The sequence below is a fragment of the Hypericibacter adhaerens genome (genome assembly GCF_008728835.1).
Classification (GTDB): Bacteria; Pseudomonadota; Alphaproteobacteria; order Dongiales; family Dongiaceae; genus Hypericibacter; species Hypericibacter adhaerens.
Map to the genome: position 1 here is coordinate 338,653 of NZ_CP042582.1, position 23,296 is coordinate 361,948.

Sequence of the window (23,296 nt, forward strand, 5' to 3'; positions counted from 1 at the left end):
CAGGCCGGTTTTGGGGTCTGGCCGGGATTGTCGCGAAAGAAATCGAAACTCGACAGGGAGACTGGACATGGATTTCAAGCTTAGCCGTCGCACCGTGCTGCAGAGCGCAGCCGCCATGGCGACGATCACGGCGCTCGGGATCAAGCCCGAGCATGTGCTGGGCGCCGAGGGGGGCATCCTCAAGGTGCGCATGGTCGGCGACATCCAGGTGCTGGATCCCGGCTACATGATCGGCGGCGCCGAGACCAGCGCGCTCTATGCCTGCACGCCGCGCCTGGCGGTGCCGGTGCATGACGCGAACGGCAACTGGACCTGGGCGCCCTCCGCCTATGTCGAGAAGGTGGCGCAGGACGACGACACCCACATCTCCTTCACCCTGAAGAAGGGGCTGAAGTGGAGCAGCAATGGCGGGGAGGTCACCGCCGAGGACGTGAAGTTCTCCTTCGAGCGGATGATCAACAGCGACTGGTCCGCGCGCTGGCCCACCCTCGACCATGTCGAGGTCAAGGATTCGCACAGCGGCGTCATCGTCCTGAAGACGCCCTTCGTGGCGACCTGGCTCCTGGGCATCGCCTCGGAATCGGGCTCGATCCTGCCCAAGGCGCTGACCGAGAAGCTGCAGGACGCGAAGTTCACCACCGAGTTCCCGGCGCAGTGCGGCCCCTACACCATGACGGAGTGGACGCCGAAGCAGAAGATGGTGCTGAAGGCCAATCCGGACTATGTCGGCGACAAGCCGGCCTTCGCCGAGGTGCATTTCATCGACGTCGAGGACACCAAGGCCGCCGAGCTCGCCTTCGAAGGCCATGAGATCGACGTGACCTCGATCACGACCGAGACCGCGGCCCGCTACAAGAAGTCGCTGCCGGCCGGCGCCAAGCTGGTCGAGACGCCGGGTCCTTTCTATTCCTGGATCGGCATGAACACCGATCATCCGCTGCTCAAGGACATCAAGGTGCGCAAGGCGATCCAGCGCGCGATCGATGTCGACTCGATCCTGCAGGGCGCCTATGCCGGCGTCTCGCCCAAGGCCTTCGGCTGCATCCCGATCGGCATCCTCGGCCATCGCGACGCGGCGAAGTATTCGTATAATCCCGACGAGGCGAAGGCGCTGCTCAAGGAGGCCGGCGTGTCGGGCCTCAAGCTCGATCTCGTGACCCTGAACCAGACCGAGCGCATCGCGGCCTGCCAGATCATCCAGGCCAACCTCGCCGATGTCGGCATCGAGGTCACGATCAAGCCGGTCGATTCCGGCCCGTTCTGGAACCTCGGCCTCGAATCCAAGGGCGACGACTGGAAGAACCTGCAGCTCTGGATCATGCAGTATCGCTGCTCGCCCGATCCGTCGGACCCGATCCAGTGGTTCCTCAAGGACCAGGTCGGCGTCTGGAACTGGGAGCGCTGGTCGGATCCCGAGTTCGAGGATCTCTACAAGAAGGGCCTCGAGGAAGCGGACACGAAGAAGCGCGAACAGATCTATCTGCGCATGCAGGAGATCATGGAGGACACCGGCGCCTATGTCTGGCTGACCTTCGATCCGCTGTTCTATGCCCATGCCGACACGGTCACGCCCGCCTTCGAATCGGGCGGCGAAGTGCGCGCCGAGCTCTGCACCAGGGCCTGAGGCGACCGACGACAAGGGGCCTCCCTGCCGCCCGCCCGCCGCTTCATCCAGACGCGGCGGGCCGAGGGCGGGGAGGCCCGCTTTCGTTGCATTCCCGCGAACGCCCGGTAAGCTCGGGTCCCGGCCTTCTCGATCACGCCCGCCGCAGGGAGACGGCATGCTGATCTATTTGCTCCAGCGCATCGGCCTCTCGGTCCTCATCTGCGTCACCGCCATGACGCTGCTGTTCGCCGCCATCCATGTGATCCCGGGCGATCCGGCCACGATCATGCTGGGCACGCGCGCGACGCCGGAGGTGCGCGCGCGGCTGGAGAAGGAGATGGGGCTCGACCAGCCGGTACCGGTCCAGTTGGTCAAGTTCCTGGGCCGCGCCGCGACCGGCGATCTCGGCACCGACGTCTGGAGCAAGCGCGCCGTCGGGACCATCGTCATGGAGAACCTGCCCTATACCCTGACGCTGATCTTCACGGGGCTCGGCTGGGCGGCGCTGGTCGGCATCCCGCTCGGCTGCTATTCCGCCATCCGCCGCAACAGCTTCATCGACAAGTTCACCGGCGTGATCTCGGTCGGCACGATCTCGATCCCGTCCTTCGTGGTGGCGATCTACGCGCTGCTCCTGTTCGCGATCCAGCTCAATCTCTTTCCGGTGATCGGCGCCGGCGAGAAGGGCGACCTCGCCGACCAGCTCTGGCATCTGGTGCTGCCGAGCTTCGCCGTCGGGCTGGGCTGGGTCGGCTATCTCGCCCGCATCGTGCGCGCCTCGATGCTGGAGGTGATGGGCGAGAACCATGTGCGCACGGCGCGCGCCTTCGGCCTGCCCGAGCCCAAGATCGTGCTGCAATATGCGCTCCGGATCGCGATCCTGCCGACGGTGACGCTCCTGGCGCTCGCCATCGGCGGCCTGCTCTCGAGCGCCGTCTTCGCCGAGAACATCTTCGCCCGCCCCGGCATCGGCAAGCTGATCGTCGATTCCGCCAATGTGCGGAACTATCCGGTGGTGCAGGGCGCCGTCATGGCGACGGTGGCGCTGTTCGCCTTCGCCATGCCGATCGCCGATCTCATCGTCGCCTGGCTCGATCCCCGTGTCCGCACAGCCCTCTGACATTCCCGTTCCGGCCGGTTTCGCCGCGGCGGGCTCGATCCTGCGGCTGCTGCGCCGCCTGAGCCACGACCCGCTCGGGCTGCTCGGCCTGTGCTTCGTGCTGCTGATGGTGTTCTGCGCCATCTTCGGTCCCTGGATCTCGCCCGACGATCCCTTCAAGATCCATGTGACCGAGCGCTTCCAGGCGCCGTCGATGGCGCATTTCTTCGGCACCGACAGCCTGGGGCGCGACGTCTTCAGCCGCGTCATCGCCGGCAGCCGCATCGCGCTCTCGGTCGGCGCCTCCTCGATCCTGATCGCGATGGTGCTGGGGCTGTTCCTGGGCCTGACCGCCGGCTACGGGCCGCGCTGGCTCGACAATGCGCTGCTGCTGCTGTTCGATTCGGTCTATTCCTTCCCGACCGTGATCCTCGGCCTCACGGTCATGACGCTCCTGGGCGCCAGCGTCGCCACCCTCATGTTCGTGGTGGTGGTGATCCAGACGCCCGCCTATGCGCGCCTGATCCGCACCGCGACGCTCGCCGCCAAGAATACCGAATATGTGCTGGCGATCCGCTCGCTTGGCACCAGCCCGGTGCGGATCCTGATCGTGCATATCCTGCCCAACATCATCGGGCCGCTCTTCATCATCGCCAGCATGGACATTCCCTCGGTGATCGCGCTCGAGGCGGGCCTGACCTATCTCGGCATGGGCATCCCGCCGCCGGCGCCGAGCTGGGGGCGCATCCTGCAGGAAGGCTTCACCGCGATCCGCGACGCGCCCTGGATCGTGGTCGCCGGCGGCATCCCGCTGATCCTGACCACGCTGGGCTTCACCTTCCTCGGCGAATCGCTGCGCGACCTCCTGGACCCGCGGTTGCGGAGGATCCTCTGAGCATGGCGGTGGCGCGCTCGCAAGTCCGGACGGCCGCGGCGGAAGCCGGGAACGTGCTCGACATCCGCGATCTCAGCATCGATTTTCGCACGCCCCGGGGATCGGTCCATGCGCTGCGCCATGTCTCGGTCGCGGTGCCGCGCGGCAGCATCGTCGGGCTGGTCGGCGAAAGCGGTTCGGGAAAATCGACCCTGGCGCTGGCCGCGATGGGGCTGATGCAGGGCAATGCCGACATCGTCAGCGGGAATCTCCGGTTCTCCGGTATCGACCTGCGCGGCCTCTCCGCGGAGGAATGGCGGGCCTTGCGCGGCAAGCGGATCTCGATGGTGTTCCAGGACCCGATGACCTCGCTCAATCCGGTGCGGTCGGTCGGGCAGCAGATGGCCGACATCCAGTATCGCGAGCGCTCGATCTGGCCGGCGCAGCGGCGGCGCCGGGCCGTGGAGATGCTCAAGCGCGTGGGCATCCCCGATCCGGAGCGCCAGCTCAACCGCCATCCGCACGAGTTCTCGGGCGGCATGCGCCAGCGCATCGCGATCGCGATGGGGCTTTTGGAGAAGCCCGAGCTGCTGATCGCCGACGAGCCCACCACGGCGCTCGATGTCACGCTCGAGGCGCAGATCATCCATCTGCTGCGCGAGCTGCGCCAGGAGTTCGGCGGCTCGATCCTCTTCATCTCGCACAATCTGGGCGTGATCGCCGAGCTCTGTGACATCGTGGTCGTGCTCTATGCCGGCGAGGTGGTGGAGCAGGGACCGGTGGGCGAGATATTCCATCGTCCCCAGCATCCCTATACCCAGGCGCTGCTCGAATGCGACCCGGCGCGCATCGACCTGATCAGCCGCGAGCTGCCCACCATTCCGGGCGACGTGCCGAACCTGCTGCAGGTGCCCCCGGGCTGCGTTTTCGCGCCGCGCTGCCCGAAGGTCTTCGATCGCTGCCGTGTCGAGGCGCCCGCCGACTGGACCGCCGCTCCCGGCCATATCGCGCGCTGCCATCTGCTCGACGGGGCGGCCCGTGGCTGAGCCCGCGCGCAGCGCCAGGCCGGACACGCTGCCGCTGCTCGAGGTCGAGCGGCTGCATGTGCGCTTTCCGCTGATGGGGCCGATCAAGGCGGGCCTGCTTCAGGTGCAGAACCGCTTTCTCGATGCGGTGCTGGACGTCTCCTTCCGGCTTCGCGCCGGGACCACCCTGGCGCTGGTGGGAGAGAGCGGCTCGGGCAAGAGCACGCTCGGGCGCGCCATCCTGGGGCTGGTGCCGATCGCCGACGGCACGGTCAAGTTCGAGAGCGAGGAGCCGCTCAAGACGGGCAAGCCCGCGCCCGGCTATCTGCGCCATGTCGCGATGATGTTCCAGGATCCGATCTCGAGCCTGAGCCCGCGCCGCACGGTCAAGTCGCTGATCGCCGAGCCTTTCATCGTCCATGGGCTGACCGATCGCGATCTCGATGCGGAGGCCCGGCGGCTGCTGGCGCTGGTGGGGCTGCCCAAGGATTTCGCCGACCGCTATCCGCACCAGCTCTCCGGCGGCCAGGCGCGCCGCGTGGGCGTGGCGCGCGCGGTGGCGCTCTCGCCCAAGCTCATCGTCGCCGACGAGCCGACGGCGGGCCTCGACGTGTCGGTCCAGGGCGAGATCCTCAACCTGATGACCCGGCTGCAGCGCGAGCTGGGCCTGACCTATCTCGTCATCACCCACAATCTCGCGGTGGTCCGCCATGTCAGCGACGAGATGGCGATCATGTATATGGGCCGCTTCGTCGAGTATGGACCCACGCAGGAGATCTTCGCGCGCGCGGCCCATCCCTACACCGACGGGCTGATCGCGGCCCAGCCGCTGCCCGATCCCGACAAGCGGCGCGCGGAGGTGGCGCTCAAGGGCGAGGTGCCGAGCCTGGCGCGCCGGCCGGCCGGCTGCGAGTTCCATACCCGCTGCCCCCAGGCTCAGGATTTCTGCCGCCACGAACGCCCGGCCGTGCGGGCGCTCAATCCCGGCCACAGCCACCGCTGCCATTTTCCGCTCGTGGGCTGAGATTCTTGTCCCCTCCCCCGTCTCGGGGGAGGGCAGGGAGGGGGATGACGCGATGCCGGATACCGAGCAGCCCCCTCTCTAACTCTCCCCCGCAACGCGGGGGAGAGGATAAAATGAGAAATTCGATTCCCTTTCGTTTGTCCCTTATCCCATGACCCAGTTCCGCGACCTCTTCCCCTCGCCCAAGCCGATCATCGGCGTGATCCATCTGCCGGCCTTGCCCGGCTATCCGATGTCCAAGGGCATCGACCACGCGATCGAGAAGGCGCTGACCGATCTGGCGGCGCTCGAGGCGGGCGGGGCCGACGGAGCGCTGGTCGAGAACGAGTACGACCGTCCGCACACCGTGCTGTCGGCGCCGGAGACCACGGCCGCCATGACGCGGGTGACGCGCGAGGTGGTGGCTGCCGCGCGGCGCTGCATCGTCGGTGTCGAGATCCTGCTCAACGATCCCACGGCCTCGCTCGCCGTCGCCCGCGCGACGGGGGCGAGGTTCATCCGCACCGACTATTTCGTCGATCCGATGGAGCGGCCGGAGCATGGCGGCGCCATGCATATCGATCCCGAGGGCCTGATGTCCTACCGTGCCCGCATCGGCGCGGAGGACGTGCTGGTGCTGGCGGACATCCAGGTCAAGTATGCGCGCATGCTGGTGCCGCGCGGGCTCGACGAATCGGCCCGGCTCGCGCGCGAGCATCGTGCCGACGCGGCCATCGTCAGCGGCAACGCCACCGGCGAGCCGCCGGCCGTGGCCGATCTGGCGCTCGCCAAGCAGGGCGCCGGCAACTTGCCGATCCTGATCGGCAGCGGCACCGACATCGCCAATGGGGCCTCGCTCCTGTCGGTCGCCGACGGCGCCGTCGTCGGCACCAGCCTCAAGCTTGGCGATCATATCGCGGTCGAGCGGGTGAAGGCGCTGGTGGCGCTCGCCCGGGGTCTGGCGCCTCGGAGCGCCGTATCGTGAGGGTGACGGCGATCGGCGATTGCGGCATCGATCGCTATGTCGATCTGCGCGCCGACCGTCCGGGCGGCATCTCGCTCAATTTCGCCGCCAATGCGAAGCGCTGGTTCGACAAGGCCGACAGCATCGCCGTGCTGACGGCGCTGGGCGAGGATCGCGAGGCGGGGATCGTCGAGGCCACGATCGCGGGCCTCGGCATCGGCGCCTTCATCGCCAAGCGTCCCGGCATCACGCCGGTGCAGTACATCGACCGCGACGCAAGGGGCGAACGGATCTTCGTGCGCTACGAGGCGGGCGCGCTGGCCGCGCATCGCCTGGGCGGCCCGGAGCGGGAGGTCCTGCGCCACAGCGACGTGATGATCGCCACCGTCTTCACCCAGATCCTCGATTTCTTCGAGACCGTGGCCGAGGCGCCCTCGGGTGGATTGCGCGCGCTCGACTATTGCAATCTCGGCACCGCCGATGAGCCGCTGCGCTATGTGCAGCGCTATGCGACGCGCTTCGATCTGGGGTTCTTCGGCCTGTCGCCGGCGCAGGCGCCGCTGATCGACGCGCTGGAGACGATCGCGCGCGAGAGGAACCGGCTCTTCATCGTGACTCTGGGCCCCGAGGGCAGCCTGGCCCTGGGCGGCAGGGAACGCATCCGGGCGCCGGCCGTCGCGGTGCCGAAGGTGGTCGATACCACCGGCGCCGGCGACAGCTTCGCCGCCGGCTTCCTCAGCCTCTACGCCCGCAGCCGCGATGTGGCGGCATCGCTCGCGCGCGGCGCCGAGGCGGCGGCCCGCACGATCGGCGAGGTGGGCGCCTTCCCGGCGCCCTTGGTGCCCTGGCCGGCCGATGCCCCGGCCGAATGGGCGGCGCTCAAGCGGTCCTGATCGTGAGCCGTGCGAGCCAGCCGCTCGCGAACCAGATGGCAAGGACTCCCAGAATGGCCGCCAGCCCGTCCACGGCGTAATGCCAGCCGAGATGGATCGAGCCGATCGCGATCACCAGGAAGAAGCCGGCGAAGAACAGCCCGAGAAGGCGCGAGCTGCGCCAGCCCACCAGCACGAAGATCAGCGCCATCGCCACATGGAGGCTCGGCATCGCCGAGATGCCCGAGCCCAGCGTCGCGGCGTTCTGCTGATAGGCGGCCCACAGCATGTCCTGCGCCCAGAGCGACATGACCGTCATATGCTGGTCCGCCTCGCGCAGGTAGGCCATGAGCGGCCCATAGGGATCGACGCCACCGACCACGCGGCCGAAATAGCAGGGCCCGACCGACGACAGGAAGATGGCGGCGATATTGCCCAGGAGGATCCAGGTGAGGAAGGTCGCGTAGAAATACTGCGCCCTGAGCCGCGGATTCCCCTGCGCGAAGGCCTGCCAGGTCATCATGAAGGCCAGCATCGGGAACCACAGGTTGTAGACCCAGGATATCGCTGCCGTGATCCAGGGATGGCCGAGCAGCGGATGAAGCAGTTCCCAGGGCGCCGCCCCGCCCAGCAGCCAGCGATCCCACTGCTCGAAGGTCTGGTCCCAGCCATAGGGGTTGAGGGTCGGGATGGTCGACTTGACCATGGTGAAGGTGCTGCCGAAGAGCGGCAGAAAGAGCAGGATCGGCAAGGCCGAAGCGAGGCGCTGCGGCGTCGCCAGAACGGCCCAGAACTCCTGCTTCAGGCGGACCAGCGGTCGCTTCGGTCGCTCTGCCGCGATCACCCGGATCACGTTGCAGATGAGGAGGTAGACGGTCATGTTCGGCACGAGCACGACATAGAGCGGCACGTAGAGAAAGACCGAGGTGATCCCCCCGATATCGGCGATATCGGCGACGATCATGCCGATGGTGAAATAGACCGCGATCAGCGAGAGGATCGGTGCGCTCCGGCGCAAGGATCCGGGCAGCTCGCCGCGAAAGCGTGCCAGCCAGCTCGGGGAAAAGGCGGCGGCGGCAGCCGACGACGGAAGCTGGGCCGGGATCGTGACGCTCATCCGCTGAGGCTCTCCCTCTAGGGCAGCGGAGAAGAATCCGCGAGAACCCTCAATAGACCGTCAATCGGGTGTGACCGCGATCGGGCAAGGAGGGCGCCGCTCTCTTGCTCAATCCGTAGTCAATTGAAAAAGCTTCGTTATTTCGCTCTTCCGGCGATGGCTGGAAGCGGGAACCGATGCGGAACGAGGGCCGTTTCCCTGGCATCGTGCGGCGGCCCCAGCAGGGAGAAGCGGAACATGGATACGGAATTCACCACGGCCGAGCTCCAACGACGTCTCAAGGCCCTCGACCGGCATCTCGCGGCCGCCGCGGACAAGATCCTGGACGGCGGACCGTCCATGGCCGAGCAGCAACGCCAGATCGAGATCCTCCGGCTCAAATCGAGCCTGCTGCGCCAGCGGCTGCAGGTGGCGGATGCGGATTCCTGGGATCAGGTCAAGACGGGCCTGCAGGCCGACTGGAACGCGCTGGCGGAAAATCTCGAGCGCTGGATGAAGACCATCGATCGCGACTTCCGGGCGAACTGGTCGCACGAGGAGCGCCGCTCTTCATCGCGCTCATGACGCCGGATCGACGCCGATGGATCAGGCGTCGGCAGCCTGATCCATGATCCAGTCCCGGAACAGCCGGACCTCCGGCTTCAGCGCCTTGTCGTCCTCGCGAAAAAGGAAGTAGTGGGCGTTCTCCTGCGGCAGCTCCATGTCGAAGGAGGGCCGGACGCGCTTGGCGGCGATGAGGCGCTCGGCATAGCAGCGCAGCACGATCGTATGACCCATGCCGGCTTCGACCAGCTCGAGCGCCGCCATCGAGGTGTCCACGGTGACATGCTGGCGATGCACCGGCATCTCGAGGCCGGTGCGCTGGAACAGATGCAGCCAGTCGTCCTCCAGCCCCATGATGAGGATCAGGTTCTCCGCCTGGATGTCGGCCGGACGGGCGACGGAGGAATGGATCGGGCTCACGGGCACCGAAGGGACCCGGAACAGGAGCTCGGAACGGAACCCGGCCCAGCTGCCATGACCGTAGCGGATGTCGATATCGACCCGGTCGGCCGGCAGGGCGTCGCCCCAGATCGCCGAATGAAGCCGGATCCGGATGTCCGGATAGGCCTGGCAGAATTGCGGCAGGCGGGGGGCCAGCCAGAGGACCGCCAGCGAAACCGGGACCCGCAGGTGCAGCGCCGTCTCCCCGACCGGTCCGAACAGGCCCGCGGTCGAGGCGGAAAGCTCGTCGAAGGCCTTGCGCACCGGCGTCAGATAGGCCCGGCCCATCTCGGTCAGCTTGAGGCGGCGCGGCAGCCGCTCGAACAGCGGATAGCCGAGCTGGGCTTCCAGCGAACGGACCTGGTGGCTGACCGCCGCCTGGGTCAGCCCCAGCTCGGCGGCGGCGGCGGTGAAGCTGGCATGGCGGGCCGCGGCTTCGAAAGCCCGGAGCCAGACCATGGAAGGCAGGCGGTACGCCATGTGAAGACCCCGGAAGCGTTTTGCGACGCACAAATAAAACAGGGCCTAAATACGATAAAGCTTCATTTGATTTGTGCAATCGCCTGCTTTTAGGCTCTAGGTCCTAATAAGGCGAGGGCCGGCCTCGAACCTGCCCTCCGCCTTGCGAGGCGAGGCGCAATGAACCGGACAAGGGGGATCAGCATGGATCTGGATCTGATGAAGAAGCTGGTCGCTGCGGGGCGCATGTCCCGACGCGACTTCATCCAGCTGTCGGTCGCGACCGGCCTGACGGTCGCGGCGGCCAACACGGCCTTCGTCTCGGCGGCGCGCGCGGCCCCGAAGAAGGGCGGCCGGTTCCGCGTCGCCGTCGGCAGCGGCGCCACCACCGACACGCTCGATCCCGCGCTCTATCCCGACACCTTCAACGGCATCTGGGGCTGGGCGTCGCTGCGCTCGAGCCTGACCGAGGTCCAGGCCGACGGCAAGATCATCGGCGACGCGGCCGAGAGCTTCGAGGCCTCCAAGGGCGCCACGCAGTGGGTGTTCAAGCTGCGCAAGGGCGTCCAGTTCCACAGCGGCAAGACGCTCGATGCGGACGACGTGGTCGTCTCGATCAACCATCACCGCAGCGCGGATTCCAAGTCGGCCGCCAAGTCGCTCCTGACCTCGGTCACCGACGTCAAGGCGGACGGCAAGGACACGGTGATCGTGACGCTGTCGGCCGGCAACGCCGACTTCCCCTATATCGCGTCGGACTATCACATCCCGCTGATGCCGGCGAAGGACGGCAAGGCCGACTGGCAGTCGGGCGACGGCACCGGCCCCTACAAGATGAAGTCGTTCGAGCCGGGCGTGCGGGCCGAGGGCACGCGCAATCCGAACTATTTCCGCGACACCTGGTTCGACGAGATCGTGGTGCTGCCGATCCTCGACGTGAACGCGCGCACCAACGCGCTCGTCACCGGCGAGGTCGATTATATCGACCGCGTCGACCTCAAGACGATGGGGCTGCTCCAGCGCAACGAGAAGATCGGCATCGCCGAGGTCAGCGGCTTCGCGCATTACATCGCGCCGATGATCACCAACGTCGCGCCCTTCAACGACGTCAATGTGCGCCTCGCGCTCAAATACGCGATCGATCGCGAGCAGATCGTGAAGAAGGTGCTGCTGGGGCACGGCTCGCCCGGCAATGACAGCCCGATCGCGCCGGGCGTGCCCTTCTATGCCGATCCCGCGCCCAAGCACAGCTACGATCCGGAAAAGGCGAAGTCCTACCTCAAGAAGGCGGGGATGGATTCGCTCAAGGTCGATCTCTCGGCGGCGGACGCGGCCTTCGCCGGCGCCGTCGACGCGGCGCAGATCATGAAGGAATCGGCCGCCAAGGCGAACATCGAGATCAACGTCATCCGCGAGCCCAATGACGGCTACTGGGACGCGGTCTGGATGAAGAAGCCCTGGTGCCTCGGCTACTGGAGCGGCCGTCCGACCCAGGATCTCATGTTCACCACGGCTTACGCGGACGGCGCCGCCTGGAACGAGACCTTCTGGAAGAACGACCGCTTCAACCAGCTCCTCAAGGCGGCCCGCTCGGAGCTCGATCTGGCCACCCGTGCCGATCAGTACCGGGAGATGCAGCAGATCGTCCATGACGATGGCGGCGCCCTGGTGCTGATGTTCTACAACTATGTCGGCGCCCATTCGAAGGCGGTCGCCCATCCCGATCAGATCGCGCGCAACTGGGACGTCGACGGCCTGAAGATCACGCAGCGCTGGTGGTTCGCTTAAGACCGGCGCCGATCGTCCGGAGCCCGGTTCCGCGGCAGGGATGGCGGAACCGGGCCTTCTCCTGAAACCGGCTTGAAAGGTCGCGGGTGGCGTCCTGCCGCCCGCGTGGGAAGAAACGCGAGATGAAGATCACCGATCTCAAGACCTTCGTGGTCGGCAACCCGCCGCCGCTGGCCGGCGGGCGCTACTTCATCTTCGTCAAGCTCGTCACCGACAACGGCATCGAGGGCGTGGGCGAGGTCTATAACGCGACCTTCCGGCCCGAGGTGGTCGTGGAGATGGTCAAGGACGTGTTCGAGCGCCACGTCCTCGGCATGGATCCCTTCCGGATCGAGACCTTGTGGCGCAACGTCCATGGCCGCGGCTACTCGATGCGGCCCGACATCTCGCTCATGGGCGTGCTGTCGGGTCTGGAGATCGCGCTCTGGGACATCAACGGCAAGGCGCTGGGCAAGCCGGTCTATGAGCTGCTGGGCGGCCAGGTGCATGAGCGGCTCCGCAGCTATACCTATATCTATCCGCGCCCCGAGGATGGCGGCGCCTATTCGAACTCGCCGGTCTATGACGATCCCGATGCGGCGGCGGCGCGGGCTCTCGACTATCTGGCGATGGGCTTCACCGCCCTGAAGTTCGATCCGGCCGGTGCCTATTCGACCTTCGATCCGCGCCAGCCGAGCCTCGAATCGATCGAGCGCTCGGCGCTCTTCTGCAAGCGGCTGCGCGAGGCGGTCGGCACCAAGGCCGATCTCCTGTTCGGGACCCACGGCCAGTTCACCACCTCCGGCGCCATCCGCCTGGCGCGCGCGATCGCGCCCTACGATCCGCTCTGGTTCGAGGAGCCGACGCCCCCGGAGATGCCGGAGGAGATGGCGAAGGTGGCGCGCCAGACCACGATCCCGATCGCCACCGGCGAGCGGCTCACCACCAAATACGAGTTCAAGCGCGTGCTCGAGCTGGGCGCCGCCTCGATCCTGCAGATGGCGCTGGGCCGCGTCGGCGGCCTGCTCGAGGCGAAGAAGATCGCGGGCATGGCGGAAACCTTCTACGCGCAGGTGGCGCCGCATCTTTACTGCGGGCCGGTCGAGGGCGCCGCCAACGTCCATCTCTCGGCCGCCATCCCCAATTTCCTGATCCTGGAGAGCATCGAGCGCTGGGACGGATTCCACGCCCGGATCCTCAAGACCGGCATCCGCTGGGAGGACGGCTATGTGATCCCGCCGAGCGGGCCCGGGCTCGGCATCGAGCTCGACGAGGCGGTGGCGCTCGCCCACCCCTGGAAGGGCGGGGATCTCCATCTCGTGCCGACATACCGGCCGATCGACGGCTACGGCCGGCAATAAGGGGACGGGGCAGCGCACTATCATGCGTTACGGCTATATCGGACTCGGCCATCTGGGCGGGCATCTGGCGGCAAGCCTGATCAAGGCGGGCCATGCGGTCACCCTCCACGACATCGATCCGTCGGTGGCGGAGCGCCATATCGCGCTGGGCGCCCGATGGGCTCGCAGCGCCAAGGAGGTGGCGGAAGCCTCGGACGCGGTCTTCACCTGCCTGCCTTCGCCGGCAGTATCGCGAAAGGTCCTGGTCGGGCCGCAGGGCATCCTCGAAGGGATGCAGCCGGGCGGCACCTGGATCGAGATGAGCACGCTCGGCCGCGATGACATCATGACGCTGGCGGCACTCGCCGCGCCGCGCGGCATCTCGGTGCTGGAATGTCCCGTCACCGGCGGCGTGCATCGCGCAGCCAGCGGCGACATCACCCTGCTCGTCGGCGGCGAGAAGACGCTGTTCGACCAGCACCGGCCGGCGCTGCAGGCGATGGGCGGCGAGATCTTCCATATGGGCCCGCTGGGGTCGGCCTCGGTGATCAAGGTCATCACCAACATGCTGGCCTTCATCCATCTGGTGGCGGCGGGCGAGGCGCTGATGCTGGCCAAGCGCGGCGGGCTCGACCTGGCGCAGGCCTTCCACGCGATCAAGGCCAGCTCCGGCAACAGCTTCGTCCACGAGACCGAGAGCCAGCTCATCCTCAATGGCAGCTACGATATTGGATTCACCATGGATCTGGCGCTGAAGGATCTGGGCTTCGCCATGCGCTTCGGCGAGGAGTTCCGCGTGCCGCTGGCGCTGGCCGGCCTCACCAACCAGATCTTCAAGCAGGCGCAGCAGACCTATGGCGGCGAGGCCTGGTCCACCCAGGTGGTGAAGCTCCTGGAGGATCAGCTCCAGACCCATTTGCGGGCACCGGGATTCCCGGCGCGGCTGGGCGAGGGGATGGCATAAGCGCGTAGTACAGGATTGCGCCGCTGGTCGCTTCGCTCCAGGGCGTACACCCGAAGCGATACGGATGCCTTTTCGTCATGCCGGCGAAGGAGCGCGTGAAGAAATCGAGAGCACCACGCAAGGGCGTGGCAAACACTCAAGCCCCCTCCCCTTGCGGGAGGGGGTTGGGGGAGGGGTGCCACGGACGCAGCTGGGGGCATCCCTGCGATCAATCACCGCTCTGGAGGCAGAAGGCCTAGACAGGGCGCCAAGCGAGCGAGCCCGAGCAGATCAGGCTCCGCTTATTTGCCAGGATCTCGCACGGCATCGCCCCTCCCCCTACCCCCTCCCGCGAGGGGAGGGGGCGAGAGAGTTCTTTGGCATCGCCGATTTCTTCACACGCTCGAAGGCCGGCATCCATGGACACCGGACCTTGCTCAATTCTGCTCGATGGGTGTTCCTGGACCCTGGCCTTCGCCAGGGTGACGAAAGAGTGAACGCGCCTTTCCCTGAAGACGCGTTCATGCAGAGATTCAACCTGCGTCAGATCCTCTCCGCGAGCCCGTCGAGCCGGCCGCTGTCGGCGGCGAGGTCGAGGAAGGTGTAGCGGTTGCGGATCTCGCGCGCGTGGCGCAGCGCCGTCCGGTAGAACGGCTCGGGCCAGCTCACATCCTGCGGCTTCATCGGCGCGCCGGCGCAGGCGAGCGCCTTTTCCAGCAGCGGCAGCGGATGGGTTACGGCGGCGATGGCGGTCCGGATCTGCGGCCAGCGCCGGGCGATGCGCTGGTTGAGCGCGTCGGCGCGGGGGCCGTCGAGCCGCTTCTGCGCGAACTCGGTCCAGCAGGACTTGCCCAGGGCCTCGCCGAAGCGCGCCACGAAGCCGGCTTCGCTGTTCTTGTCGGGCAGGAGCGTCGGCGGCGGGCCGTCCAGCATCGCCGCCTGCAGCCGCGCCATGCTGAGGGTGGTGACGCCGATCTGCTCGCCATGGAAGGAGGGCGGCCAGGCGGGGTCGCCCAGCATGTCGGCATAATGGCTGATCAGATGCTCGCCCTGGCTCGCCGGCTGGCTGTTGCCGTGGATCGCGGTGCCGAAGCCCGAGAGCAGCAGCGTGCGGACCAGCCGCTCCATCGCCTCGATGTCGCCCGAGACCAGCGCCTCGGTCTCCTCCAGCATCGGCTTTTCGTCCGGCGCCAGGAGCGCGAAAGGCATGATGCGGTAGGGCTGATCGAAGAGCAGATGCGCCAGGAGCCAGTCGGCCTGGGCCGTGGGCCGGCAGAGCGAATCGCCCAGCCCCGAGCGGATCATCCGCACCGGGGCCGCCGCCATGATCGAGAGATCCATGAAGGCGCCGAGCGGCGCGTGGGCCGTCAGCGACTTCTTGTGCCCATGCAGCGTGATGGCGGCATTGACCGAGGTATAGCCGTTCATCGAGGGCGCGGTGCCGAACACGACATAGGGCTTGCGGTCCTGGGCGCTCGCATATTTGCAGAGATCGTTGATGGTCCCTGAGCCCACCGCGACGAGCGCGTCGCAGCGTGCGGTCGCTTCGCGGATGAGCGCCACCGTCTCGCCATCGGCATGAGGCCGCGCGTCCGGCAGCACCAGGCTGACCACCTCCCCCAGGCCCGCCAGCGCCCGCTCGACCCGCGCGCCGAGGACCGCATGGGTGGTTCGGTCGCTGACGACGGCCAGGCACCGGCCGAGCCCCAGCGGCGCCACGAGATCGCCTTCGCTGCCGGCGAGCGAGCGAGCGACCCTCACTGATCGCGTCGCCACCTTGAGCGGCGGGCCGCCGTCGGGATCGGGGTGGGTGCCCGAAACGATCTGCGCGAGGACGTCCTGTGTCACCTCGATCAAGCTCCTGAAGACGGGTCGGCGCCGGCAGGGCCTTGCGGCGCCGGCTGGTAAAGGGGTTTGAGCGCCGCGAACAGGCGGCGATAGCGCTGATAGGCCTCGTCATAAGCGGGCTTGAGGGCGGGGGCGGGCGACAGCTCCTGGCTGGTGCCGCGAACGAGGGCCGCCGCTTCGCGCAGATCGGCGACACGGCCGGCCGCGACCGCGGCCAGCATCGCGGCCCCCATCGGCGAGCTGTCGGTCGCCGCCGGCACTCGAACCGGCAGGCCGGTCAGGTCGGCGCGGATCTGGCCCCAGATCCGGCTCTTCGCCCCGCCGCCGAGCAGCAGGATCGAGTCGGTCGCGAGCCCCATCTGCGCCAGCCGATCCGTCACGTCGCGCATGGCGAAGGCGCAGCCTTCGAGCAGCGCGCGTGCCCAGTGGGCGCGGCCATGGGCGGGGGTGAGGCCATAGAAGCAGCCGCGCGCCGCCGGGATCCATTCGGGCGCCATGGCGCCGGTGAGAGCCGGCAGGAAGAGCAGGCCGTCCGCACCGGGCGGCACCTGTTCCGCGAGCCTGTCGAGCGCCGCGAAGCTCTCGAGCCCCAGCAGCTCCTTGAGCCAGACGAGCGCGCCGCCGCAGAGCCAGCCCGGATTCTCGATCAGATAGGCGCCGCCCGGATAGGCGTGGGTCTCGACCAGGCTCTCCTGGTCGATCGCGGGCGTGGCATGGAGCGCCCCCACCACCTCGCCCGTGCCCAGCGCCACCAGCACGGGACCGGGATCGACGAGGCCCGCGCCCAGCGCCGTCGAGAAATCGTCGCCGGTGCCGACGGCGACGGGAATCCCGGTGGGAAGGCCCGTCATCGCGGCGCCTCGCGCGGTCAAGCGGCCGGCGGCGCTGCCGGCATCGGCCAGCGCCGGCAGCTCGCGTTCCTCGATCTCGAAGAGATCGAGCAATCCCTTGTCGTAGCGCCGGTCGTTCAGCGAATAGACCATGCTGGTCGAGGCCAGCGCATGGTCCATCACCGCTTGTCCCGTCAGCCGCTCGACCAGATAGGAGACCGGCTGGTGGAAACGGCGGATGGCCGGATGCTTCTGCCGCTTGAGCCAGCGGATCTTGGCGGCCATGTGGCTGGCATCGAGCACCAGCCCGCCGACGCGGCGCACGGCCTCGGCCGGGATCGACGCGGTCTCGGCTTCGGCACGGCGGTCGATCCAGATCAGGCAGGGGCCGGCGGCCTCGCCCTTGTCATCGACCGGCACGCAGCCATCGAGCTGGCCGCACAGCGCCAGCGCCTCGACCTGCCGCGCCTCGATGCCCGCCGCGGCGAGGGCCTGCGCGATCGTCGGGCCCAGGGCGCGTTCCCACAAGCCGGGGTCCTGCTCGGCCCAACCCGGCTGCGGGAAGCTCGGCTTGTAGGCCTCGGCCGCGCGGCCGCGCGGCTTCAGGGCGGCGTCCGTGACCACCGCCTTGAGGCTCTGCGTGCCGACATCGATGCCGACGATCATCGCGTCATCCCGCTCTGCGGTACCGCCCGCGCCCTCAGCAGCAGGGCGATCCGGCCTTCTCCTCTTTCACCTGGCCATAGCCGCGGAACTTCTCGATCACGCGCTGGATCTCCGCGTCGGGCAGGATCTTCGGCTTGCCGACCTGGAGCGCCCGCCAATATTGCGCCGCCAGCGTCTCGACCTCGACCGCGAGCCACATCGCCTTCTTGAGGTTGGGGCCGAGCACGATCATGCCGTGATTGGCGAGCAGGCAGGCATTGCGGCCCTTGAGCGCCTTGACCGCGTTGTCGGCGGTCTCCTGCGTGCCGTAGGTGGCGTAGGGCGCGCAGAGGATCTTGCTCGTGCCGGCGGCGGCGATCATGTAATGCACCGCCGGGATGTCCAGATGCAGGCAGGAGAGGGTGGTCGCGAACATCGAGTGGGTATGGACCACGGCGCCCACCTCGGGGCGCGTCGCCATCAGGTCGCGATGGAAGCGCCATTCGCTGGAGGGCTTGCGCTTGCCCTCGTGGCTGCCGTCGAGCCGCATCATCACGATGTCGGCGGGCTTGGTCTCCTCATAGGTCATGCCGGAGGGCGTGATCAGGAATCCGCCCGGCACGCGGGCGCTGATATTGCCCGATGTGCCCTGGTTGATGCCGCGGGCGTTCATGTTGATGCAGGCGGCGACGATCTCCCGCCGCAGGGCTTCATGCTTCATCCTCGAATCTCCATGCAAGAAAATCGCCGCGTGCCGCCAGCGGCACGCTTCACGAATCGTCCCGGCCCACCACCAACAGCTCGAGCGGCAGGTTGGCCAGCGTCGTCACGATCGCCTGGTCCGGCTGCCGGTCGGTCACGAGATGCGTGACCTTGTCGAAATTGTCGACGCGGACCGGGGCATAGCGGTTGAACTTGGTGTGGTCGGCGACGACGACCGGCGTGCGCGCGGATTGCAGCATCAGGCCGTGCAGCTCGCCTTCCTCGCGGGTGTAGTCCATCAGCCACCCCGAGGGCGAAATGGCGCCGGCGCCGACGAAGACGAAATCGGCGAAATAGTGCATCAGCATCGTCGTGGCGTCGCGGCCGAGCGTGGCGCCGTTGGCCGGCTGCACCTCGCCGCCCAGCATGTAGACGCGGTTCTTGTTGTGGCCGGCGAGCTTGCCGCAGGCGACGATGTTGTTGGTGAAGATGGTGAGCCCCTCGCGGACGAGCAGCGCGTCGGCGACGCTCTGCATGGTCGTGCCGCTGGAGAGGATCACCGAGGCGCCGTCGGGCACGAGGCTTGCCGCGAGCCGCCCCATGCTGCGCTTGCCCTCGACATTGGTGACCTGGCGGACCTCCATCTCGGGCTCGTTGCGCTCGAGCGAGAGCGCGCCGCCGTGGGTCTTGCGCAGGCGGTTGCGCTCGGCCAGCAGCAGCAGGTCGCGCCGGATGGTCTCGCGCGAGACCTTGAGCTTGCGCTGGATCTCGGTGATCGAGACCGACCCCCGCGAATTCACCATCGACAGGATCTGGTTCTGTCGTTCCTCGGCTAGCACGCCCGTTTCCTTTCGCCGGCCCGCTCCCCGCGCCCGCCCGTCTCTATACCGGCCGGCAGCGATTCGGGCCCATCGGCCCTCTCCAGCAAATCCGCCATTCTGCTGCCCGGAAATCGGGCATCGGCGCCCCTCGATGAGGCATTTTTAGCACTATATTGCATTTAGTAGCAATTGTGTTGCAATCTGTGGAGACCAAGAAGATGGCGAAGGCCATCACGCCGATCCGTCGGCCCATCACAGGGAGAGAACGCCATGTCGATTGCTCACACGAGACGCATTGCTTTGCCGGCGCGGCGCGTCGGCACCACCCGCCGGGCGCTGCTCAAGGGCGCGGCGATCGCCGGCGCCGGATTGGCCTTCCGCCCCATGGCACCCTTCGTCAGCAACGCCGAAGCGGCGACGCCGACCTTGCGGCTGCTGATGTGGCAGCCCTACGCGATCAACGAGACGATCGCGGAGTTCGAATCCAAGTTCGGCGCCAAGTTCGCGCCGACCTTCTTCGACGGCAATTCCGAGGCCTTCAACAAGATGAAGGTCGGCGGCACCAAGGATTTCGACATCGTCCAGGGCGACGGCTTCTGGCCGCGGCTCTATTTCCGCCAGGGCCTCACCCAGGCGGTCGACTACGGCAAGATCCCGAGCATGGCGAACGTGTTCCCGGATTTCCTGCCGCCGAAATTCCCGCTGCTGGCCGACGAATCCGGCGAGCACAAGGTCGCGGCGCCCAACTGCTGGGGCGATTACGGGATCACGGTCAATGCCAGCCAGGTCGCTCCTGAGGATATCGGCTCGATCGCCCTGCTGCTGAACGACAAATACAAGGGCAAGATCTCGACCAACTCGCGCTTCGAGGAGAACATCGCGCTGATGGGCATCCTCGCCGCGAGCAATCTCGGCACCATCTCGGCCGAGCGGCCGGACGGCAAGCCCTTCAATCCCTACAACCTCACCGACGCCGAGCTGGAGGAGACCAAGAAGCTCCTGATCCAGCAGAAGAAGCTGCTGCTGACCCGCTATCAGGACTATGACGCGCTGGACCGGCTGATGCGCGGCGGCGCGGTCTGGGCGGCGCCGGAATTCACCGAGACCTATCGCCACCTCACCGTGCTGAAGCAGGACGGCAAGCTCGATTTCGACATCCAGCATGTGCTGAAGCCGAAGGAGGGCGGGCTCGGCTGGGTCGATACCTGGATGATCAGCTCGGGTGCGGATTCCGAGCGGGTCGAGCTCGCCCATCATTGGATGGACAGCTTCCTCAAGAAGGACAACTACGTCCGCGTCGTCCGCTCGACCGGCTATGGCGGCACCGTCGATCTGCGCGACCTGCTCACCGCCAACGAGATCGAGCTTTACTTCCAGAATCGCAGTAGCGAGGCTAGCCAGCTCCACATGTTCGACCAGCCTTCCTCTCCCGAGAAGTGGGAGCGGATCTGGTCCGACGTGGAAGCCTCGTAACGTCGGGGGAACGTTGCGAAGCGAGCCGCCCCCTTTCGGGGAAGGGGGCGGCGCCGGCGTCCTTGTATCGACAGCGATGAGTGGGAAATCCGTGCCAGACGCAACGCTGAAGCTCGAGACGGTCAGCAAGCGCTTCGGCCCGATCACGGCCGTCGACGGCATCGATCTGGCGATCGAGCGCGGCGAGTTCTTCACGCTGCTGGGCCCGAGCGGCTCAGGCAAGACGACGCTGCTGCGCATCATCGCCGGGCTCGAGCCGCCCGACACCGGCCGCGTGCTGATCGCGGGCCGCGACGTGACCGAGCTGCCGCCCTACGGGCGCAACATCGGCATGGTGTTCCAGAACTTCCTGCTGTTTCCGCACAAGACCGTCGCCGAGAACATCGTCTTCCCCTTGCGCATGCAGCGGGTGGACAGGTCCAAGCGCGACGAGCGGCTGCGCTGGATCATCAAGCTCATGCATCTGGACGGGCTCGAGGGCCGCTATCCCAACGAGCTTTCGGGCGGCCAGCAGCAGCGCGTGGCGCTCGCCCGCGGCTTGATCGCCGAGCCCGAGCTGCTGCTGCTCGACGAGCCGCTCGCCAATCTCGATCGCGAGCTCCGCTCCGAGATGGAGGTCGAGATCCGCCGCTACCAGAAGGAGCTGCAGATCCCCTTCATCTATGTCACCCACAACCAGGAAGAAGCGCTGACCATGAGCGACCGCATCGCGGTCATGCGCAACGGCCGCTTCGAGCAGATCGGTGCCAAGGTCGAGATCTATACCAATCCCGCCTCGGCCTTCGTTGCCAGCTTCGTCGGCCATGCCAACCGGCTCGAGGGCAAGCTGGTGGAGCTCAACGGCAAGGTCGGCCGCATGGAGTGGCAGGGGCGCACCATCCTGGTGCCGAGCCCGGGCAATGTCGCCTCGGGCGCCCGTGTCCAGCTCTCGATCAAATACGAGGATCTCGAGATCGCGCCCGCGGGCGTCAACGGCACGGTCCTCCAGGGCCGCAACCAGCTTCCGGGCAAGCTGCGCGACATCATCTTCAAGGGCCAGACCGCCAACTACATCGTGACGGTGGCCGAGGGCGTCGAGATCGTGGCCAGCGCCACGCCGCGCGCCTTGAGCCTCAAGCCCGAGGAAGCGGTCGTGGTGCATTGGCCGGCCGCCTCCGGCGCCTGCTTCCCGGCCTGACGCCCATGAGCGCCGGCACGCTCACGATTGCGACCAGAAAGACCAAGCTGCACCGGCTGTTCGCCTATCGCTTCGCCATGCTGGCGGGGCCCGGCGCGCTCTTCATCCTGGTGGCGCTGCTGCTGCCGCTGCTCTCGATCGTGGTGTTCAGCTTCTGGCGGACCCAGAGCTACGAGCTCTTCGCCGACTGGAACCTCGACAACTACCGGGTGATGCTGAGCGAGGCCGCCTATCGCGTCTTCTTCCTGCGCTCGCTCGGCATGGCGCTCGCCGTGACGCTCGCCTGCCTCGTCATCGCTTGGCCGATCGCCTATTTCATCGCCAAGCATGGCGGGCGCTACCGCCTGCTGCTGGTGCTCCTGCTCGCGGCACCCTTCTTCACCGGCGTGATCCTGCGCATCGCGGCCCTCCAGGGCCTGTTCGGGCCGATCGGGATCATCAACATGACGCTGACCGAGCTCGGCATCCCGCCGATCCAGGCGCTGATGTACACGCCGCTCGCCGCCATCATCGGGCTCGTCTATCTCTACCTGCCCTTCATGATCACGGCCGTCTATCTCTCCGTGATCAACTTCAATTTCGAGCTCCTGGAGGTGGCCAAGATCAACGGCGCCAGGCCCTGGCGCGCCTTCATCGAGATCACCTGGCCGCTCAACTGGATCGGCACGGCGATCGGGCTGGTCGTGGTCTTCATCCCCTGCCTCGCCTCGGCGGTGACGCAGCGCTTCCTGGGCGGCACGCAATCGGCCTCCTTCGGCATGAGCCTCGCCCAGCAATTCGGCGAGACCGGCACCTGGGCACTGGGCTCGGCCATGGGGGTCGCGCTGTTCTTCTCCTCGCTCGTCGCCATCCTTCTGATCGGCCGCTCGATCAACCTGAAGCGCAGCGGCTTCACGGGAGCCATCAACCGATGACGGCGACATCGACGATCGCGGGTCCCCGGCGACGGCTGATGGCGTCGGCACTGGTCATGGGGCTGGTGCTGGCGGCGGTCTATGTCTTCCTCTATGCGCCGATCTTCTATGTGATCTACACCTCGTTCTCCGCCGACATCGTCTGGCCCTTCCCGCCACGCTTTTCGGCGCAGTCCTATAGCGATCTCTTCGCCAGCTCGCTCTACGGGACGGCGCTCGCCAACAGCGTCACGCTGGCGCTGGGCAGCGCCGTCATCTCGACCGTGCTGGCGGCGGCCGGCGCCATCGGCATCCTGCGCTACCGGTCGCGCTGGCGCGGCCTCGCCATGTTCCTGTTCCTGGCGCCGCTCTTCGTGGCCGAGCTCCTGATCGGCATCTCGACGCTGGCCTTCAACGCGCGCGTGCTGGGGTTGCCGGGCAACCTGTTCTCCGCGATGGCGGCCAATGCCGTGCCCGGCACCTCCTTCGCCTTCCTCATCATCCTGGCCCAGCTCGTGCGCTACGACTGGAACATGGACGATGCGGCGATGGTGTTCGGCGCGGGGCCGTTCCGCAGCTTCATCGAGATCACGCTGCCGACGATCTGGCCCTCGCTGCTGGGCGCCTTCCTCATCAGCTTCATCCTGGCCTTCAACGACCTGGAGATCTCGTTCTACAACCTCGGCGCCATCCCGACGCTGCCCTCGGTCGCCTGGGGCTCGCTGCGGTTCGGGCTGGGGCCGGAGCTGTTCGCGCTGGCGACGCTGGTGAACGGCGCCGTCTGCCTGGTCTTCGTGGTGATGTATCTGCTGATGCGCTACCGCATCGTCAGCTTCGGCTATCGCGGCCGCTGA

At 67.3% G+C, this 23,296-nt stretch carries 21 protein-coding genes; 15 read left to right on the forward strand and 6 right to left on the reverse strand.

Going from position 1 to position 23,296, the window contains the following annotated elements; all coding sequences use genetic code 11:
* Nucleotides 1-67 precede the first annotated feature (67 nt).
* The 7 genes from FRZ61_RS01545 (at nucleotide 68) to FRZ61_RS01575 (ending at nucleotide 7,464) form a co-directional block, all read left to right on the forward strand.
* Entirely contained in the window at nucleotides 68-1,624 is a 1,557-nt protein-coding gene (locus tag FRZ61_RS01545) for an ABC transporter substrate-binding protein (protein ID WP_191909245.1), read from the forward strand.
* A 157-nt stretch (nucleotides 1,625-1,781) separates the two neighbouring features.
* On the forward strand, nucleotides 1,782-2,726 hold the full coding sequence (locus tag FRZ61_RS01550) for an ABC transporter permease (protein WP_151114633.1): 945 nt from the start codon (nucleotides 1,782-1,784) through the stop codon (nucleotides 2,724-2,726).
* Nucleotides 2,707-3,600 (forward strand): ABC transporter permease, encoded by an 894-nt coding sequence (locus FRZ61_RS01555; protein WP_225309053.1) that lies wholly within the window; start codon nucleotides 2,707-2,709, stop codon nucleotides 3,598-3,600. The genes FRZ61_RS01550 and FRZ61_RS01555 overlap by 20 nt, the downstream gene beginning before the upstream one ends.
* Before the next feature lie 2 nt (nucleotides 3,601-3,602).
* On the forward strand, nucleotides 3,603-4,625 hold the full coding sequence (locus FRZ61_RS01560) for an ABC transporter ATP-binding protein (RefSeq protein WP_151114634.1): 1,023 nt from the start codon (nucleotides 3,603-3,605) through the stop codon (nucleotides 4,623-4,625).
* Nucleotides 4,618-5,628, forward strand: a complete 1,011-nt coding sequence (locus tag FRZ61_RS01565) for an oligopeptide/dipeptide ABC transporter ATP-binding protein (protein WP_225309054.1) — start codon at nucleotides 4,618-4,620, stop codon at nucleotides 5,626-5,628. Before FRZ61_RS01560 ends, FRZ61_RS01565 begins: the two co-directional genes overlap by 8 nt.
* Nucleotides 5,629-5,779: 151 nt before the next feature.
* The gene (locus tag FRZ61_RS01570) at nucleotides 5,780-6,592 is read left to right on the forward strand and encodes a BtpA/SgcQ family protein (RefSeq protein WP_151114635.1); all 813 of its coding nucleotides are present in this window, start codon (nucleotides 5,780-5,782) and stop codon (nucleotides 6,590-6,592) included.
* Nucleotides 6,589-7,464, forward strand: a complete 876-nt coding sequence (locus FRZ61_RS01575; protein ID WP_151114636.1) for a PfkB family carbohydrate kinase — start codon at nucleotides 6,589-6,591, stop codon at nucleotides 7,462-7,464. Before FRZ61_RS01570 ends, FRZ61_RS01575 begins: the two co-directional genes overlap by 4 nt.
* Here the strand turns inward: FRZ61_RS01575 and FRZ61_RS01580 are convergent.
* On the reverse strand, nucleotides 7,451-8,560 hold the full coding sequence (locus tag FRZ61_RS01580; RefSeq protein ID WP_151114637.1) for a phosphatase PAP2 family protein: 1,110 nt from the start codon (nucleotides 8,558-8,560) through the stop codon (nucleotides 7,451-7,453). The two genes, FRZ61_RS01575 and FRZ61_RS01580, sit on opposite strands and share 14 nt — an antisense overlap.
* A 237-nt stretch (nucleotides 8,561-8,797) precedes the next feature.
* Between FRZ61_RS01580 and FRZ61_RS01585 the strand changes: the two genes are divergently transcribed.
* Nucleotides 8,798-9,124, forward strand: coding sequence for a hypothetical protein (locus tag FRZ61_RS01585; RefSeq protein WP_151114638.1), 327 nt, complete (start codon nucleotides 8,798-8,800; stop codon nucleotides 9,122-9,124).
* Nucleotides 9,125-9,145: 21 nt separating this feature from the next.
* Here FRZ61_RS01585 and FRZ61_RS01590 read toward each other — a convergent pair whose 3' ends face one another.
* On the reverse strand, nucleotides 9,146-10,024 hold the full coding sequence (locus FRZ61_RS01590; RefSeq protein WP_151114639.1) for a LysR substrate-binding domain-containing protein: 879 nt from the start codon (nucleotides 10,022-10,024) through the stop codon (nucleotides 9,146-9,148).
* 183 nt (nucleotides 10,025-10,207) lie between these two features.
* Here FRZ61_RS01590 and FRZ61_RS01595 point away from each other — a divergent pair, with 183 nt between their 5' ends.
* From FRZ61_RS01595 to FRZ61_RS01605, 3 genes are all read left to right on the forward strand, one after another.
* Nucleotides 10,208-11,791 (forward strand): ABC transporter substrate-binding protein, encoded by a 1,584-nt coding sequence (locus tag FRZ61_RS01595; RefSeq protein ID WP_151114640.1) that lies wholly within the window; start codon nucleotides 10,208-10,210, stop codon nucleotides 11,789-11,791.
* Nucleotides 11,792-11,913: 122 nt separating this feature from the next.
* On the forward strand, nucleotides 11,914-13,131 hold the full coding sequence (locus tag FRZ61_RS01600; protein ID WP_151114641.1) for a mandelate racemase/muconate lactonizing enzyme family protein: 1,218 nt from the start codon (nucleotides 11,914-11,916) through the stop codon (nucleotides 13,129-13,131).
* Nucleotides 13,132-13,153: 22 nt separating this feature from the next.
* Nucleotides 13,154-14,074: an NAD(P)-dependent oxidoreductase gene (locus FRZ61_RS01605; protein ID WP_151114642.1), complete on the forward strand. Its 921-nt coding sequence runs from the start codon at nucleotides 13,154-13,156 to the stop codon at nucleotides 14,072-14,074.
* Between the two features lie 522 nt (nucleotides 14,075-14,596).
* Here FRZ61_RS01605 and FRZ61_RS01610 read toward each other — a convergent pair.
* From FRZ61_RS01610 to FRZ61_RS01625, 4 genes are read right to left on the reverse strand one after another with little or no spacing between them, the layout of a single operon-like run.
* A complete protein-coding gene (locus FRZ61_RS01610) occupies nucleotides 14,597-15,901 on the reverse strand; it encodes a sn-glycerol-1-phosphate dehydrogenase (RefSeq protein ID WP_191909246.1) in 1,305 nt (434 codons plus the stop codon).
* Nucleotides 15,902-15,906: 5 nt separating this feature from the next.
* Nucleotides 15,907-17,397 (reverse strand): xylulokinase, encoded by a 1,491-nt coding sequence (locus FRZ61_RS01615; RefSeq protein ID WP_151114644.1) that lies wholly within the window; start codon nucleotides 17,395-17,397, stop codon nucleotides 15,907-15,909.
* Between the two features lie 34 nt (nucleotides 17,398-17,431).
* Nucleotides 17,432-18,097, reverse strand: coding sequence for a class II aldolase/adducin family protein (locus tag FRZ61_RS01620; protein WP_151114645.1), 666 nt, complete (start codon nucleotides 18,095-18,097; stop codon nucleotides 17,432-17,434).
* A 49-nt stretch (nucleotides 18,098-18,146) separates the two neighbouring features.
* Nucleotides 18,147-18,917 (reverse strand): DeoR/GlpR family DNA-binding transcription regulator, encoded by a 771-nt coding sequence (locus FRZ61_RS01625; protein WP_151114646.1) that lies wholly within the window; start codon nucleotides 18,915-18,917, stop codon nucleotides 18,147-18,149.
* Between the two features lie 252 nt (nucleotides 18,918-19,169).
* Here FRZ61_RS01625 and FRZ61_RS01630 point away from each other — a divergent pair, with 252 nt between their 5' ends.
* The 4 genes from FRZ61_RS01630 (at nucleotide 19,170) to FRZ61_RS01645 (ending at nucleotide 23,296) form a co-directional block, all read left to right on the forward strand.
* Nucleotides 19,170-20,372 carry an ABC transporter substrate-binding protein gene (locus FRZ61_RS01630; RefSeq protein WP_151114647.1) on the forward strand — a complete coding sequence of 401 codons (1,203 nt, stop codon included), beginning with the start codon at nucleotides 19,170-19,172 and terminating at the stop codon, nucleotides 20,370-20,372.
* 91 nt (nucleotides 20,373-20,463) lie between these two features.
* Complete coding sequence (locus tag FRZ61_RS01635; protein WP_191909247.1) at nucleotides 20,464-21,549, forward strand: ABC transporter ATP-binding protein; 1,086 nt, start codon at nucleotides 20,464-20,466, stop codon at nucleotides 21,547-21,549.
* Nucleotides 21,513-22,463 carry an ABC transporter permease gene (locus FRZ61_RS01640; RefSeq protein WP_225309055.1) on the forward strand — a complete coding sequence of 317 codons (951 nt, stop codon included), beginning with the start codon at nucleotides 21,513-21,515 and terminating at the stop codon, nucleotides 22,461-22,463. The genes FRZ61_RS01635 and FRZ61_RS01640 overlap by 37 nt, the downstream gene beginning before the upstream one ends.
* The gene (locus tag FRZ61_RS01645) at nucleotides 22,460-23,296 is read left to right on the forward strand and encodes an ABC transporter permease (protein WP_151114649.1); all 837 of its coding nucleotides are present in this window, start codon (nucleotides 22,460-22,462) and stop codon (nucleotides 23,294-23,296) included. Before FRZ61_RS01640 ends, FRZ61_RS01645 begins: the two co-directional genes overlap by 4 nt.

Coding starts and splice junctions, on each gene's coding strand:
- FRZ61_RS01630 (WP_151114647.1), top strand. CDS start 19,170: ATGTCGATTGCTCACACGAGACGCATTGCTTTGCCGGCGCGGCGCGTC.
- FRZ61_RS01620 (WP_151114645.1), bottom strand. CDS start 18,097: ATGAAGCATGAAGCCCTGCGGCGGGAGATCGTCGCCGCCTGCATCAAC.
- FRZ61_RS01550 (WP_151114633.1), top strand. CDS start 1,782: ATGCTGATCTATTTGCTCCAGCGCATCGGCCTCTCGGTCCTCATCTGC.
- FRZ61_RS01595 (WP_151114640.1), top strand. CDS start 10,208: ATGGATCTGGATCTGATGAAGAAGCTGGTCGCTGCGGGGCGCATGTCC.
- FRZ61_RS01585 (WP_151114638.1), top strand. CDS start 8,798: ATGGATACGGAATTCACCACGGCCGAGCTCCAACGACGTCTCAAGGCC.
- FRZ61_RS01570 (WP_151114635.1), top strand. CDS start 5,780: ATGACCCAGTTCCGCGACCTCTTCCCCTCGCCCAAGCCGATCATCGGC.
- FRZ61_RS01560 (WP_151114634.1), top strand. CDS start 3,603: ATGGCGGTGGCGCGCTCGCAAGTCCGGACGGCCGCGGCGGAAGCCGGG.
- FRZ61_RS01615 (WP_151114644.1), bottom strand. CDS start 17,397: ATGATCGTCGGCATCGATGTCGGCACGCAGAGCCTCAAGGCGGTGGTC.
- FRZ61_RS01605 (WP_151114642.1), top strand. CDS start 13,154: ATGCGTTACGGCTATATCGGACTCGGCCATCTGGGCGGGCATCTGGCG.
- FRZ61_RS01645 (WP_151114649.1), top strand. CDS start 22,460: ATGACGGCGACATCGACGATCGCGGGTCCCCGGCGACGGCTGATGGCG.
- FRZ61_RS01590 (WP_151114639.1), bottom strand. CDS start 10,024: ATGGCGTACCGCCTGCCTTCCATGGTCTGGCTCCGGGCTTTCGAAGCC.
- FRZ61_RS01600 (WP_151114641.1), top strand. CDS start 11,914: ATGAAGATCACCGATCTCAAGACCTTCGTGGTCGGCAACCCGCCGCCG.
- FRZ61_RS01580 (WP_151114637.1), bottom strand. CDS start 8,560: ATGAGCGTCACGATCCCGGCCCAGCTTCCGTCGTCGGCTGCCGCCGCC.
- FRZ61_RS01545 (WP_191909245.1), top strand. CDS start 68: ATGGATTTCAAGCTTAGCCGTCGCACCGTGCTGCAGAGCGCAGCCGCC.